At 68.9% G+C, this 14,368-nt stretch carries 15 protein-coding genes; 10 read left to right on the forward strand and 5 right to left on the reverse strand.

The annotated features are described in order from the left end of the window. The first annotated feature begins 43 nt into the window (after nucleotides 1–43). From ACGFNP_RS43730 to ACGFNP_RS43760, 7 genes are all read left to right on the forward strand, one after another. Nucleotides 44–598, forward strand: a complete 555-nt coding sequence (locus ACGFNP_RS43730) for an EF-hand domain-containing protein (protein ID WP_358322074.1) — start codon at nucleotides 44–46, stop codon at nucleotides 596–598. Nucleotides 599–607: 9 nt separating this feature from the next. Next, entirely contained in the window at nucleotides 608–1,039 is a 432-nt protein-coding gene (locus tag ACGFNP_RS43735) for a cupin domain-containing protein (protein WP_358322077.1), read from the forward strand. Between the two features lie 218 nt (nucleotides 1,040–1,257). Then, nucleotides 1,258–1,647 (forward strand): hypothetical protein, encoded by a 390-nt coding sequence (locus ACGFNP_RS43740; RefSeq protein ID WP_393328851.1) that lies wholly within the window; start codon nucleotides 1,258–1,260, stop codon nucleotides 1,645–1,647. Between the two features lie 410 nt (nucleotides 1,648–2,057). Beyond that, the gene (locus tag ACGFNP_RS43745) at nucleotides 2,058–3,116 is read left to right on the forward strand and encodes a hypothetical protein (protein ID WP_358322083.1); all 1,059 of its coding nucleotides are present in this window, start codon (nucleotides 2,058–2,060) and stop codon (nucleotides 3,114–3,116) included. A 220-nt stretch (nucleotides 3,117–3,336) separates the two neighbouring features. Continuing rightward, entirely contained in the window at nucleotides 3,337–4,590 is a 1,254-nt protein-coding gene (locus tag ACGFNP_RS43750; protein ID WP_358322086.1) for a cytochrome P450, read from the forward strand. Between the two features lie 31 nt (nucleotides 4,591–4,621). Then, nucleotides 4,622–5,215 carry a TetR/AcrR family transcriptional regulator gene (locus tag ACGFNP_RS43755; RefSeq protein WP_393328853.1) on the forward strand — a complete coding sequence of 198 codons (594 nt, stop codon included), beginning with the start codon at nucleotides 4,622–4,624 and terminating at the stop codon, nucleotides 5,213–5,215. 65 nt (nucleotides 5,216–5,280) lie between these two features. Further along, nucleotides 5,281–5,922, forward strand: coding sequence for a hypothetical protein (locus ACGFNP_RS43760; RefSeq protein WP_358322092.1), 642 nt, complete (start codon nucleotides 5,281–5,283; stop codon nucleotides 5,920–5,922). A gap of 45 nt (nucleotides 5,923–5,967) precedes the next feature. Here the strand turns inward: ACGFNP_RS43760 and ACGFNP_RS43765 are convergent, their stop codons facing one another. Next, nucleotides 5,968–6,294 carry an STAS domain-containing protein gene (locus ACGFNP_RS43765; protein WP_393328855.1) on the reverse strand — a complete coding sequence of 109 codons (327 nt, stop codon included), beginning with the start codon at nucleotides 6,292–6,294 and terminating at the stop codon, nucleotides 5,968–5,970. Between the two features lie 129 nt (nucleotides 6,295–6,423). Continuing rightward, nucleotides 6,424–7,050, reverse strand: coding sequence for a TetR/AcrR family transcriptional regulator (locus tag ACGFNP_RS43770; protein ID WP_393328857.1), 627 nt, complete (start codon nucleotides 7,048–7,050; stop codon nucleotides 6,424–6,426). Between the two features lie 221 nt (nucleotides 7,051–7,271). Between ACGFNP_RS43770 and ACGFNP_RS43775 the strand changes: the two genes are divergently transcribed. Continuing rightward, nucleotides 7,272–7,541, forward strand: coding sequence for a hypothetical protein (locus ACGFNP_RS43775; RefSeq protein ID WP_393328859.1), 270 nt, complete (start codon nucleotides 7,272–7,274; stop codon nucleotides 7,539–7,541). Here ACGFNP_RS43775 and ACGFNP_RS43780 read toward each other — a convergent pair. The 3 genes from ACGFNP_RS43780 to ACGFNP_RS43790 are packed head-to-tail and all read right to left on the reverse strand — an operon-like array spanning nucleotide 7,510 to nucleotide 10,743. Continuing rightward, nucleotides 7,510–8,400, reverse strand: a complete 891-nt coding sequence (locus ACGFNP_RS43780; protein WP_358322104.1) for a carbohydrate ABC transporter permease — start codon at nucleotides 8,398–8,400, stop codon at nucleotides 7,510–7,512. The two genes, ACGFNP_RS43775 and ACGFNP_RS43780, sit on opposite strands and share 32 nt — an antisense overlap. A 1-nt stretch (nucleotide 8,401) precedes the next feature. Further along, nucleotides 8,402–9,328, reverse strand: coding sequence for a sugar ABC transporter permease (locus ACGFNP_RS43785; protein ID WP_358322107.1), 927 nt, complete (start codon nucleotides 9,326–9,328; stop codon nucleotides 8,402–8,404). After that, the gene (locus tag ACGFNP_RS43790) at nucleotides 9,325–10,743 is read right to left on the reverse strand and encodes an extracellular solute-binding protein (protein ID WP_358322110.1); all 1,419 of its coding nucleotides are present in this window, start codon (nucleotides 10,741–10,743) and stop codon (nucleotides 9,325–9,327) included. The genes ACGFNP_RS43785 and ACGFNP_RS43790 overlap by 4 nt, the downstream gene beginning before the upstream one ends. A 195-nt stretch (nucleotides 10,744–10,938) precedes the next feature. On the opposite strand from ACGFNP_RS43790, the gene ACGFNP_RS43795 reads away from it, so the two are divergent. Together ACGFNP_RS43795 and ACGFNP_RS43800 are read left to right on the forward strand one after the other, a co-directional pair. After that, on the forward strand, nucleotides 10,939–13,368 hold the full coding sequence (locus tag ACGFNP_RS43795) for a glycoside hydrolase family 3 N-terminal domain-containing protein (RefSeq protein ID WP_393328861.1): 2,430 nt from the start codon (nucleotides 10,939–10,941) through the stop codon (nucleotides 13,366–13,368). Next, nucleotides 13,352–14,368, forward strand: coding sequence for a substrate-binding domain-containing protein (locus ACGFNP_RS43800; protein ID WP_358322116.1), 1,017 nt, complete (start codon nucleotides 13,352–13,354; stop codon nucleotides 14,366–14,368). The genes ACGFNP_RS43795 and ACGFNP_RS43800 overlap by 17 nt, the downstream gene beginning before the upstream one ends.

The raw sequence follows: 14,368 nt of genomic DNA on the forward strand, positions 1-14,368 counted from the left end.
TTAATGTGCGGGTGCCCATACACCCACCCCATGGAGGAGAGCCGTGTCCTTCGCCGTACCCGACGTTCTCGCCCGGAAATTCGACAAGAGATTCACCTTGTTCGACGCCGACGCCGACAATGTGCTCACCAGGGACGACTTCCAGATCGCGGCCACGAGATTCCTGGCGGCGTTCGGCGTGCCGATCGACTCCGCCAAAGGCCGGGACGTGGTGGCCGCCTACGCGAGCATGTGGAACGCCCTGATCCACAGCGCCGACAGCGACAGCGACGGGCAGCTCACGCGCGCGGAGTTCACCGCCTACCTCACCGGCGAGGAGTTCCGCACGAGCGGCTACGCGGCGACGGCCGGTCGGATCGCGGAGTCCGTCCTCACCGTCTGCGACACCGACGGCGACGGCCAGATCTCCTTCCAGGAGTTCGCCGCCATCCCCGGCATCTCCTCCCTGCCCGACGACGAGCGGCGCGAGGTGTTCGACCGGCTCGACACCGACGGCAGCGGGCAGCTCGACATCAGCGAGATCCACGCCGCGCAGCGCGACTTCTACCACAGCACCGACCCGGACGCGCCCGGCAACCTGATCTTCGGCCGACTCTGAGGAGCAGACGTGGAGCACCCCCCGCAGCCGGACGGCCACTGCCGAGTCATCCGTTCCGCCCTGATGTACGAGGGCAAACAGCACCTCCAGTTCTTCGCCGGCATCGCCGCCGAGACCGTGGGCGCGCGCAACATCTGCATGCACCTGCAGACCATCCCTCCCTCCGGCAGTGGCCGAGCCCACAAGCACGACCATCACGAGACCGCCATCTACGTCATCAAGGGAGCCGTCGGCGCCTGGTACGGCGACGACCTGCAGCACTACCTCGAAGCACGCCAAGGGGAGTTCATCTACATCCCCGCCAGCACCCCGCACATGCCCGTGAACCTCAGTGACAGTCAGCCCGCCGAAGTGGTCCTCGCCCGCACCGACCCGCGCGAGCAGGAGAGCACGGTGCTCCTGCCCGACCTGGAGAGCCGGCGACCCCTCTCGACGGACTGAGACGCCGACGCGGTGAAGGCCGGTCACGCCCGCGGGCAGGCGGCGAGCAGGGTTTCGACCTGGTCGTGCCCGCGGGCGTGGCGGCGCCGTGCGGTGGGGTGATGTGGTCGCCCGGGAGCTAGTCTCGATAGATCGGAATGTGGCAGTGAAGGGACCCGATCATCGCCAACGACTACTCTCCCCCTTTCGGAGACCCGCCGCGATCGGCGCGCCGTCGCGTGACCGAGTCGGCGATCCTGAGCAGCCACGATCAGAGCCGGGCCGACATCGCCCAATGGACCTGCCCGCACGGGCAGCACGCCGGGCACGGATGCGTCTCATGCTATGAGCTCTCGGCCGAAGCCGATCCGGCGTTGCCGCTGTGGGAGGTCGCGGTCTGGTTCACCTCGGCGCGGCCCATCCCGATCAGGGCCCTGCACGACGTGCACCGCCATGGCCGCCGCTTCGCGCTCGACCAGCCGTCGACTCCCCTGGTCTACCTCCTGAGCGGACAGATACGGGCCGGTCTGGGTTCGGAGGCGGTGGCGGGCATGGTCGGGTTCCTGCTGCAGAACCAGCACATCGTCGACGAGTTCACCGTCACAGAGATCCGCGCCGTCCACTCCTGACGCCCCTCGGAGGTCGCTGGCCGACCGGGCGACTACGTCAATTACGGGATAACAGGCTAGCTCTTATCCCCCCATATGGCAGCGCCCGAGACGGCACCGAGCGCATAATCGCGCCGGACTTATCCCATCGCGCTCGGACCCATAACCCGCCGATGGGCACCCTATCCAACCAGGAAAATGCCCCTTTCAGGCACACCTGACGAGCACTCGCTATAGAGCTCAGCCGTAATACCAAGACGGCAGAAATTCACTTGACATGCGTCGATAACCCCCGCCGATCGCCTTTCCCTATCACGTGGCGCGCAAAGGGCCAATTCGCCCGCAAAAATCAAGAACATTACTCTTCCCAACCGGCGAATCCGTACTCAATATGTAAAAGTTCGTCGAATTCGCTTTCAGAAAGGAAGATCATGCAGCCACGCTCAAGGCACGCCGCAATCGTCTTAGCCACGTTGCTGGCCGTCTCGGGGATGAGCGCGACCGCCTCCACACAGGCGTCCGCCGCGGCGGAGAAGCCATCCGCCCCGGCGACGGGGGTGGCGAACAAGGCCCGCGCCCAGAGCCTGCTCGACTTCTGGACCAAGGAACGCATGAGCGCGGCCACACCGGAACCGGTGCCGGTGATGGACGCCAAGCAGGCTCAGGAGCAGGTCGAGAACGTCCTGCCGGGCAAGGCTTCCGAGGGCTCGCTGCCCACGAGGAAGCTCAGCCCGCCGGCGAGCCCGAAGACCGGCCTGCTGGCCGGCCAGCGCGCCGAACGCTGGGGGCGGCAGTACAGCATGCCCGCCATCACCATCGGCAAGATCTACTACACGCGCAACAACGGCACCGGCGGCTACTGCAGCGGCAGCGTCATCAACGCCGGCAACAGGGGCACGGTGTGGACGGCCGGCCACTGCATCCACGCCGGAGGCGGCGGCTCCGGCAACTACTTCAGCAACTTCATCTTCGTCCCCGACGCCGACAACAACCTTGAGCCGTGGGGCCGGTGGACATGGAAGTACGCCAACACCACCGTCGGCTGGCAGAACAGCGGCAACCTGCACTATGACGTCGCCGCCATCGCGTTCAACGCGCAACCCGCCCACGGCAACCTGCAGGACTGGACGGGCTCGCAGGGCTACAAGTTCAACCAGGGCCAGGCGTGGACCGGCGTCAACACCTTCGGCTTCCCGCAGGACGGCTACCAGCGCACCGACTTCACCGGCAACGACCTGTGGTACTGCTTCGGCAACACCAGCCGCGTCGGCACCTTCGACGACCTGATCCAGATCAACTGCGACATGCACCACGGCGCCAGCGGCGGCCCCTGGCTGCAGGACCTGCAGCTGAGCCGGGGCTGGGGCTACATCATCGGCGCCTACAGCCACCGCGCCTTCGCCAACAACGCCCCCACCGACATCGTCGCGAAGTCGGCGAACCACGGTGACGGCGCCATCAACGTCTTCAACGACGTCTCCGTCCGCTGACCCCGTAGCCCTGAGCGGGGAGCCGTGCGGGCTCCTCGCTCAGCCGGGATCGCCGGCGCGAATGATCATGGCGGTCGCCGCCGCCAGCACCAGCGCGGCGGCGACCGCCATCGTACGTAGCGCCCTCCTTCCACTCCTGCGACCGCGCCACCTTGACATATTGACCTCAGGTCAATTACTAATGACCTGAGGTCATTAACCACGCACCCAGGGAGCGTAGATGTCAGAGGCGCACGACAAGAAAATGTCCGGCTCTCAGCTGATCGGCAAGTTGCTCGACCCGGCGTCGAGAGCCGACCCGTACCCGATCTACGCCGATCTCCGCGACCTCGGCGGCCCGGTGTGGATCGAGGAGATGACGACCTTGGTGGTGGCCGGATACCACGAGTGCGAGACCTTGCTCCGGGACCCGCGACTCAGCGCGGAGCGCTGGCGGCGCGGCGGCGACCAGGCGGACCTCCTCTATCCCCCCGACGCGCCGTCTTCGGTGCACCAGCCCTGGTTCCTCTCCCAGGATCCGCCGGACCACACGCGGTTGCGGCGGCTGGCCAGCAGCGCGTTCACCGCCCGCACCGTCGCCCGGATGGAGCCGTACATCACCCGGTTGGTAGACGATCTCCTCGACCGGGCGTTAGAACGTGACACATTCGACGTGCTCCACGACTTCGCCTACCCGCTGCCGGTGGCGGTGATCTGCCGCATGCTCGGCGTCCCGGTGGCGGACGAGCCGCTGTTCCAGCGGTGGTCCGCCCAGCTCACCCGCCTGGTGGACGGCCTGTCGGCCACCGGCAGCGACGGCGAGACGCCGGAGTGGGTGCCTGGAATGACCGAAATGCATAGGTACGTCAACGAGCTCATCGCCGAAAGGCGCACGAGCCCACGCCAGGACGACCTGATCTCCGACCTCCTCGCGGCCAAGGACGGCGCGGACGCGCTCAGCCACGACGAACTCGTCTCCACCATCGTGCTGCTGCTGGTGGCCGGCCACGAAACGACGGTCAACCTCATCGCCAACGGCGTGCTGACCCTCCTACGGCACCCCCGCCACCTCACCGCGCTCAGCGCCGATCCGAACCTGGCACCCGCGGTCGTCGAGGAAATTCTGCGCTATGACCCGCCTGTCCAGCTCACCGCCCGAATCGCCGCCGAGGACATGCGCATCGGAGAGGTGGACGTCCCCAAGCTCAGCATGATCATCCTCCTGCTGGCCTCAGCCCAACGGGACCCGGAAGCGAATCCGGACCCGGACAGCTTCAACCCGCACCGCACCCAGGCGCGTCACCTGTCCTTCGGTTTCGGCCCGCACTTCTGCCTCGGCGCGCCGCTGGCCAGGCTGGAAGGCCGCCTGGCCCTGGCCGGATTCGCCCGACGCGTCCAGGATCCCCGGCTCATCGCCGACCCGCCGCCCTACCGCGAGCACCTCAACCTGCGCGGAGTCAGCGAACTCCGCATCTCCCACAGAGGCGCGGTCTGACTTGCCGCTGACGTTCGGTTAGCCTGTCGCCGTGGTCACTTCCAGGAGTCGTCGGCGTCTTTCTCCCGAGGCCAGGCGCGGCGAGCTGATCGACGCCGCCATCCGGCTCCTGGAGTCCGGCCAGCAAGTGACCAACTGGGTCCAGGCCGTGACGGCTGAAGCGGGTTCGGCCAAGGGGACCTTCTACGTCTACTTCTCCTCCTGGGAAGAGATGCTGGTCGCCGTCCGGGACCGGGTCCTGCGCAACTACGTGGACCGGTTCCGGCAACTCGCCGAAACCACCGACCCGATCGACTGGTGGGCCACCGTCGACGCCGAATGCGATGCCGCCCTCAACTCCATCGCCCAGCCCGGCGGCCTGCACCAGGCCATCTTTCACACGGCCGTCAGCCCGCCCGTCGACGACAGCCTCGATATCATCACCGCCATCGCGAGGGTGCTGGACCGCGGCGTGGCAGAGGGCGTCTTCCGCCCCGTATCCCCCGAGATCGCGGCCACCTTCCTGTTCGCCATCCTGCACAGTGCCGGCGACGCGATCTCCTCCGGCGACCAACCCCAGCCATGGCGCGAAGCCATCCGCGACCTCACCCGCCACTGGCTCGCTCCGCGACCCACCCGCGGATGATGGCCGTGCTCTCCCACCAAGCGCGCGTCAACCTCTGTGCAAGCGGGTGTCGTTAGCGTCCCGGTATGTCACGACGATGGTTATTCGGTGCGGGCGCGGCGACCGCGGTCGCCGCGCTGCTGGTCACATCCTCTCCGGCGAGCGCGAACGCGAACACGGCGGCCCCGGCGGCCACTCCGGCGAAGGTGTCCAACACGTTGTTCCACGCATGGCTGCGGCGCGACCGCGCGGCGGCCGCGAAGGTGGCCACGCCTTCGGCGGTCAAGTCGATCTTCTCGTACGTCTACCGCGCACCCGACGAGTTCGCGGGCTGTGCGGGCAACACGTGCCGGTTCATCCACACCAGCGTCCGGGTGCCGGGCGGGCTCAACGGCCTGCTCATGATCGTCTCCGGGTCGAAGGTGACCACGGTCTACCAGTCGCGCCTCATAACCAAGCCGGCGGTGGTCGCCAAGCACCTGCTCACGGCGTGGCAGAAGGGCGACCGCAACCTCGGCCTCGAGGTCGCCACCCAGAAGGTGGTCACCAGGCTCTTCCGCACCAAGTACGACCCCAAGGGCGTGACGTACTACTTCCAGGGCTGCACGAAGGAGACGAAGGGCTATTCCTGCGCCTATTCCTACGATGGCGGCGCCATGCTGATGCACTTGAAGGGCTCGGTCAACCGAGGGTACGACGTCCAGTCGATCAGCTACCTCGCCGACTGACACAACGGGGGCCACCGACTTCGGTGGCCCCTTGCGCGTAGCGGGTCACAGCGCGATCGGCAGGCTGCGGTCCAGGCCGGACACGTGCAGGAGGCTGATCATGTGCGGGCGTGGACCGGCCAGGACGAGTGTGACGCCCTGCGCCCGGGCCCGGTGCTGGATGCCGACCAGGATGCCCAGGCCGACGGTGTCGCAGAACGACACCTCCGACAGGTCGATGATGAGCGTGCTGGTGCTCGTCAGCAGGGCGGCCATCAGGCTCTGGCGCAGCGCCTTGCTGGTGAAGATGTCGATCTCGCCGGCCAGGTGGACCGTGGTCTCGGCCGATTTTCGGCCGGCCCTGGGAAGCGGGATGGTGTGAGTGATGGTCATGATGTTCTCCCGCGTTGGCGTCATGGTGGCCGGGCCTGCCCAGGCCTCGAATGAACCCGCGAATGGTCGATCGCCGTGGGCGACGCTGACCTGAATGCCAACGCACGAGATGTCCTCGGTCACTTAAGTTTACCGCAATTCCAGTCCGGCATCCGGAATGAGATCCTGGCGCGCATCTTTCCGCAGGTGCACGCCATCGATGGCGAGGGCGAGCAGCCGGTCCGCCTCGGCCGTGCCGTCGGGTTCCTGTTCGACGGCCAGGGAGATGGCGTTGACGAGTTTGAGCAGATCGGCGATGGCGATGTCGGGGCGTACTGCGCCTGCCCGGCGCGCGCTCGCGAGGAGTTCGTCGCCGGCGTTCACGATCATGGTGTGACAGGTGGCGCCCCAGGCCGGGTCGCCCTCGTGGGCACCGCGGATCAGTGACGCCGCCAGCCCCCGGTTGGCGGTGGCGTGCGCGGCGACGGCACGGAGCCAGGCGACCAGCGCGGGCCCGGGGTCGAGGTCGGCGGCCAGGTCCCGCGACTTCGCGCAGAGCTCGGCCACCCGGTCCCGGAAGACGGCCTCCAACAGCGCCTGACGCGAAGGGAAGTGCCGGTGCAAGGTGGCCGAGCCGACCCCGGCGCGCCGGGCGATCTCCTCCAGGGAGGCCTCGGCCCCGTACTGGGCGATGGCGGCTCCGGCCGCGGCGAGGATCCGGTCGTGGTTGCGGCGCGCGTCAGCGCGGGGCGACCGTCCGGTGCTGGGGTAGGACACGGGTTCCTCCAGCCGGGGTGCCAAATGGGGTGGTCCTCCATATTGTAACGCCACAGAAACGGGGGGCCTGGTGGTGGGGGGGACCGGTCTGCAGGGCCGCGCGGTGACGAAGCGGCTGCTCGCCGACGGCTGACGGGTCCGGGCGCCGACCCGAGACCCGGCGGCCGCACCGGCGCGGGCCGGCACGACAGCGAGGTACTGCCGGTGAACGTGGTGAGCGAATGGCGGTGGACGACCTCGGCCTGTTCACCGCGCGGGCCTTCACGGTGATCCGGCAGGCCGGCGAGGATGTCGGGTACGCCTGCGAGTGGCTCAACGAACGCGGCTACCGCGCCGACATCTCCCTCGCCCGCCGGTTGCACCCCGGGCTGCTGGACTTCCGCACCTGGCTCGCCCACACCGGCGCGGCGCGGATCGCGCAGTTCCTGGACGCGCCGCGCGCCGGACAAAAAGTGATGGTCACTTGCCGAACCCGGCCATCAGGCCGCTGAGGAGCTGGCGGCGGCCCACCACGTACAGGGTCAGGATCGGCAGGGTGGTGAGGACGACCGAGGCGAGCACCGCCGGCACGTTGATGCTGTACTGGCCCTGGAAGGACCAGAGAGCCAGCGGCAGGGTCCGCTTGTCCGGGCTCTGCGTGAGGATCAGCGGCAGCAGGAAGTTGTTCCAGATCGTCAGGGCGTTGTAGATCGTCACCGTCACCACGGCCGGCCGGGACAGGGGGAACGCCAGGCGCCAGAGTGTCCCCCACTCGCTGGCGCCGTCCAGCCGCATCGACTCGAACAACTCCTTGGGGACGTCGCGGATGAAGTTGGACAGGACCAGCACCGACAGCGGGATCGCGAAGGCTATCGACGGCAGGATCATCGCCAGCAGGGTGTCATAGAGGTGCAGCCGGATGATGATCAGGTAGATCGGGATGACCGTCGCCTGCAGGGGGATGGCCAGGCCCATGAGGAACAAGGAGTTCACCGACCGGAGATACCGGCCGGAGCCGCCCCGCACGATCGCGAAGGCCGCCATGAAGGAGACGGTCACCGCGGGGACCACCGCGCCGATGGTGACGATGAGGCTGTTGACGAAGTACTGCACGAAGTCGGACTCGATGACCATCCGGTAGCTGGCCAGGGTCGGCTCCGCTGGCGGCGCCAGCGGGTTGGTCGCGTAGTAGTTGCTCTGTGTCTTGAAGCTGGTGATGACGATCCAGTAGATGGGCACCACCACGATCACCAGCCAGAGCCACCCGGTCACGCCGCCCAGCCAGTTCCAGTGGCGGGCGACCGTGCGGCGTTCGTGCCGGGGTTGCTGGGCACTGGTCCGCGCAGGGCGTGTGGTCAGGGTCGTCCCCATGTCAGGCCCCTTCCAACTGGCTGGTGTCGGACTTGCCGCCGCCGATCCGGCGGAGCAGCAGCGAGAGGGCGAGGCCCACGAAGACGAGGATGAGGGCGATCGCGCTGGCCGGGCCCATGAGGTTGGCTTGGAATCCCCGTTTGTACATGTCCAGGGCGAGCACCCGGGTGGCGTCGCCCGGACCGCCCGCGGTCAGCACGAAGATCAGGTCGAAGAAGGTCAGCGAGCCGACGACCACGAGGGTCGAGGACGTGATCATCGTGTACTTCAGCTGCGGCAAGGTGATGCTGAAGAACTTGCGGATCCGCCCCGCGCCGTCCAGCTCGGCGGCCTCGTACATCGACCGCGGGATCTGCCGTACGCCGCCCTGATAGATCAGCGAGTGGAACGGGATGAACTGCCAGGACACCACGAAGACCACGACGCCGACGGCGAGGACGGGCCGGCCGAGCCAGTCCTGGGTGAGCAGCCCGATCTTCAGTCCGGCGCCGAGCCCGAAGTTGGGGTCGAGCAGCGCCTTGTAGGTGATGGCGATGGCCGCCGAGCTGAGCAGGAGCGGGATGAAGTACAGCACCGACAGCAGCGCGCGGTAGCGCTGGGCGCCGGCCAGGAACACCCCGAGCAGGATGCTCGCCGGTGTCTGCACCAACCAGGACAGGGCCATGATCAGGAACGTCACATACAGCGCGTGCGGCAGGCCGGGGTCGGCGAGGACGGCCTGCCAGCTGGTGAAGCCCGAGAAGTGGATGTCGCCGATCCCGTCCCAGGTGGTGAAGCTGAGCATGAGGACCCCGAGCAGCGGGACGACCCCGAAGCCGACGAAGAACACCAGAGCCGGAACGGTCAGCCACGCGAGGGACCCGTTGCGGGCCCCTCGCGTGTCGGCCTGCGGCGTCCCTCGCCCGTGGGAGGTCGGGAGCGCGGTCACTTGCCGATGACCGCGTTCATGTTCGACGTGAACTGCTGCGGCGAGATCGACAGCTGGAACAGCTTGGCGATGTTGTCGAGCAGCACCTCAGCCGCCGTGGGGCTGAGCGCCTGGTCCCAGGACTGGGCGAACGTCTTGGCATTGCTGGCGATGCCGTAGACGAACTTCAGCCACTCCGCGTCCTTCGAGGAGCCGAACGCACTGTCAGCGCCCTTGACGATCGGCACCGAACCGACGCCGACCCACGCCTTGACCTCTTCGTCCGAGAGCACCGAGGCGAAGAACTTCTTGGCGATCTCCTTCTGCTCCGGGCTCGCCTTGGAGGAGATCGACATGTACTGGCCGGGGTTGCCGACCGTGTCGCTGGGATCGCCCTTGCCGCCGTCGACCGGCGGGAAGTTCATGTAGCCGAGGCTGCCACCGGAGACGAAGTCGCCGCCGTCGGCGGACATGCTCCCGTACGTCCAGCCGCCGTGGAGCATCATCGCGGCCTTGCCGGTGTACAGCAGCGCCTGGTCGGCGTTGGAGTCAGCGGTGATCGAGGAGAAGCCCTTGATGAACCCGTTGGCCTTGATCAGGGCCTGCATCTTGGTCAGGGCGTCGATGGCGGCCGGGTTGGACCAGGCGTCCTTCTGACCGTCGAACACGGCCTGGAACACCTCGGAGCCGCCGATGCGGTCGAAGAGGAACTCCAGCCACATCATGTTCGTCCAGCGGGACTGCCCGCCGAGGGAGAACGGCGCGATGCCCTTGGCGTTGAACTTGGGCACCAGGTCCATGATGTCGCCCCATGACTGGGGCGGCTGGGCGCCGATCTGCTCGAAGAGCTTCTTGTTGTAGTACAGGACGATCGGCTGCACGGTCTCGCACGGCATCGCGTAGATCTTGCCGTCCACCGTCGCGGCCCCGAACGAGGACGGGAACAACCGGTCCTTGACCGCGGCGTTCTGCCCGAACCACGACGTGAGGTCCTCGACCTGGCCGGCCTGTACGTAGCTGCGCAGGCCGCCGCCACCCCAGCCCCAGATGATGGTGGGCGCCTGGCCGGCCCCGATCGCCGTCTTGATCTTCGTCTTGAAGGCGTCGTTCTGGAAGGTCGTCCCGGTGATCTGGCCGTTGGGGTTGGCCTTGTTGAACCGCTCCATGGCGGCGGTGCGGATGCCTTCCTGCGGCTGTGTGGAGAGATACCAATAAGTGGCCTTGGCGCCACCACCGCTGGCGGTACCGGGGCGGGTCGGGCCGGAGCTGCCGCAGGCGGCGAGCGCGGCGCCCAGGGGCAGGCCCATCGAGAGGCTGAGGAAGGTGCGGCGAGAGGTGTTCCTGGACTCCACGCTGATCTCCGTACTCGAATGCCGGGGGCTGCGCCGCGGCTCGTTGATCATCGGATGCGGTGGCCGGCGGTCGTGGATCAGCACCCCCGGATGCCTCTCCTCCAACCCGCCCATAAGTAGGTTCTCGAAACATTTGCGAAATGACCGCGCGGCCGTCAATCTAGATTTCGGCTGTTGACGTGTCAAGACCCAGTAATCCGCCTGCGACCCCTACGCGTAAAGATCATTCGACGGCGTCGAAACATTGCGAAACAATTGCGGGACTAAGGAGAGCGCCAGATGACAGCTGTAGATCGGACCCCCGCGGCGGACCGGATCCTGCGCCCGTGGCAGGACCGAACCCTGCCGGTGGCCGAGCGCGTCGAGGCCCTCCTTGCGGAGATGACCCTGGAGGAGAAGGTCGGCCAGCTCGGCAGCCGGTGGGTCGGCAACGACATGCGCGTCACCGACCAGCCTGATCCCGACCCTGAGGCGAGCATCAATGTGGCTCCCATGCAGGACGTGTTCGCCGCGTCCGGGACCATCCCCCTTGAGGAGGCGAGCCGTCACGGGCTCGGTCACCTGACCCGCGTCTTCGGCAGCGCGCCGGTGACCGCGCCGGACGGCGCCGCGGAGGTCGTCCGGCTCCAGCACGTGGTCGTCGAACGCTCCCGGCTCGGCGTTCCGGCGCTGGTGCATGAGGAGTGCCTCACCGGGTTCACGACCTACGGCGCGACCGTCTATCCCGCGGCGATCGCGTGGGGCGCGACGTTCGACCCCGAGCTCGTGCAGCGGATGGCCGCCGCCATCGGGCGGGACATGCGGGCCGTGGGCGTGCACCAGGGCCTGTCCCCCGTGCTGGACGTCGTGCGTGACTACCGCTGGGGCCGGGTCGAGGAGACGATGGGCGAGGATCCCTATCTCGTCTCGATGCTCGGCTCCGCCTATGTCCGTGGCCTGGAGAGCTCCGGGATCATCGCCACCCTCAAGCACTTCGCCGGATACTCGGCCTCGCGCGCGGCCCGCAACCACGGTCCCGTCCCGATGGGCCGCCGCGAGCTGATGGACATGATCCTGCCTCCGTTCGAGACGGCCATCGTTCTGGGCGGCGCGCGTTCGGTGATGAACTCCTACTCCGACGTGGACGGCGTCCCGGCCGCGGCCGACACCTGGCTGCTGACCGACCTGCTGCGCGAGGAGTGGGGATTCACCGGGACCGTCGTCTCGGACTACTGGGCCGTCCCGTTCCTCGCGACCATGCACGAGGTCGCCGCCGACACCGACGAGGCCGGCGTCCTGGCGCTCACCGCGGGCATCGACGTCGAACTCCCCGACACCCTCGGCTTCGGCGGGCACCTGGTCGAGCGGGTGCGGCGGGACGAGCTGCCGGAATCCCTGGTGGACCGGGCGGCGCGCCGCCTGCTCACCCAGAAGGCGGAACAGGGGCTGCTCGACCAGGACTGGACGCCCGAAGGCTCGGTGTCCGCGGCGGCCGCCGTGGACCTGGACTCCCCGGCCAACCGGGCGCTGGCCCGCGAGCTGGCCGAGCGGTCCATCATCCTGCTCGACGGCGGCACCACGCTGCCCCTGGACGGAACGGAGCCGCGCCGCATCGCGGTCGTCGGACCCTCCGCGGCCGAGCCGCGTGCCTTCATGGGGTGCTACGCCTTCCCCAACCACGTCCTGCCCCGCTACCCGGGCCTCGGGCTCGGCGTCGACGCGCCCAGCCTGCTCGACGCCCTGCGGACCGAGCTGCCGCAGGCCGAGATCGTCCACGAACGCGGCTGCGACGTGCGGGGCGAGGACCGCTCGGGCTTCGCCGCCGCGACGGCCGCGGCTCGCGAGGCGGACCTGTGCATCGCCGTCGTGGGCGACCTGGCGGGCCTGTTCGGGCACGGGACCTCGGGCGAGGGCTGCGACGCCGAAGATCTCCGGCTGCCCGGGGTGCAGGAGGACCTGCTGGCCGGCCTCGCCGCCACGGGGACACCGGTCGTCGTGGTCGTCGTCTCGGGCCGTCCGTACGCGCTGGGTGAGGTGCACGCCGGGGCCGCCGCGCTCGTGCAGGCGTTCATGCCCGGCGAGGAAGGCGCCGCGGCGATCGCCGGCGTGCTCTCCGGCCGGGTCCAGCCCGGTGGCAAGCTGCCCGTGCAGATCCCCCGCGGGCCGGGCGGGCAGCCGGGCACCTACCTGCAGCCGCCGCTGGGCGCGAACAGCCACGGCATCAGCAACCTCGACCCGACGCCGCTGTTCCCGTTCGGATACGGCAGCTCCTACACCTCCTTCGAGGTCGGGGACCTGCGCGTCAGCGACGCCGAGGTGCCCACCGACGGCGAGTTCACCGTGTCGGTCCGCGTCCGGAACACCGGCGGCAGAGCGGGTGAGGAGGTCGTCCAGTTGTACCTGCATGACGTTCTCGCCCAGGTCACCCGGCCGGTGCGGCAGTTGGCCGGGTTCGCGCGGGTGCGGTTGGAGGCCGGTACGAGCGCGGAGGTGCGGTTCCGCGTGCACGCGGACCGGACCGCCTTCACCGGCCGTGACCTGCGGCGGATCGTCGAGCCCGGGGACCTCGAGGTGCTCGTCGGCACGTCCGCGGCCGACCTGCCGTGCCGCGCCGTCGTACGGCTGACCGGCCCGCTGCGGGTCGTCGGACGGGGCCGGCGGCTCGTCACGCCCGTGGAGGTGAGCCCTGCCATGGGCGAACAGGAGGGCCGAGATGCCGGACAGTCCTAGGCGGGCCACGCTGGCCACCGTCGCGGCCTCGGCCGGCGTGTCCGTCGCGACCGTCTCCAAGGTGCTCAACGGCCGCAGCGACGTCGCCCCGGCGACCCGCTCGCTGGTGCAGTCGCTGCTGCAGCAGCACGCCTACGTCGCCCCGGCACCGCGCCGCGTCGAGGCGACCGCGTGCGCCACGATCGAAGTGCAGTTCGACACGGACTTCACCGCGTACTCCACCGAGATCATCCAAGGCGCGGTCGAAGCCGGGGCCGAGGTCGGCGTCGGGGTCGTCCTCAGCATCCGGCGGGGTGAGGACCGTACCGCCGCGTGGGCGCGCGACCTGATCTCCGCCGGGCGGCGGGCGCTGATCGCCGTGACCAGCGAACTGACCTCCCCGCAGTTGGCCGCCCTGTCCCGGGCCCGCCTGCCACTGGTCCTGATCGACCCGCTGAACCTGCCGCGCACCCGCGTGACCAGCATCGGCTCCACCAACTTCGCCGGCGGCCTCGCCGCGACCCAGCACCTGCTCTCCCTGGGGCACCGGCGCATCGCCTACGTCGGCGGGCCGGCGACCGCGGCCTGCAACCAGGCGCGGATGCACGGCTACCGCGCCGCCATGGAGGCGGCGGGGGTGCCCGTGCCCCCCGGCTACGTACGGGCGGGGCACTTCCGCTACCACGACGGCGTGGTCAACGGCGCGGCCCTGCTCGACCTGGCCCAGACGCCGACGGCGATCTTCGGGGGCAGCGACGAGACGGCCCTCGGGATCATGGAGGCCGCCCGCGCGCGAGGCCTGCGCATCCCGGAGGAGCTCAGCATCGTGGGCTTCGACGACACCCAGCTCGCCCGGATGGCCTCACCGCCGCTGACCACCGTCCGCCAGCCGCTGCGCGAGATGGGCGGCGTCGCCGTGCGTACGGCGCTGCGACTGGCGGCCGGGGAGAAGATCGATTCTCACCACGTCGAACTCGCCACCGAGCTGATCGTACGGGGGTCGACGGCTCCGGCACTCTGA

This window comes from Nonomuraea sp. NPDC049269 (assembly GCF_043197155.1).
Lineage (GTDB): Bacteria > Actinomycetota > Actinomycetes > Streptosporangiales > Streptosporangiaceae > Nonomuraea.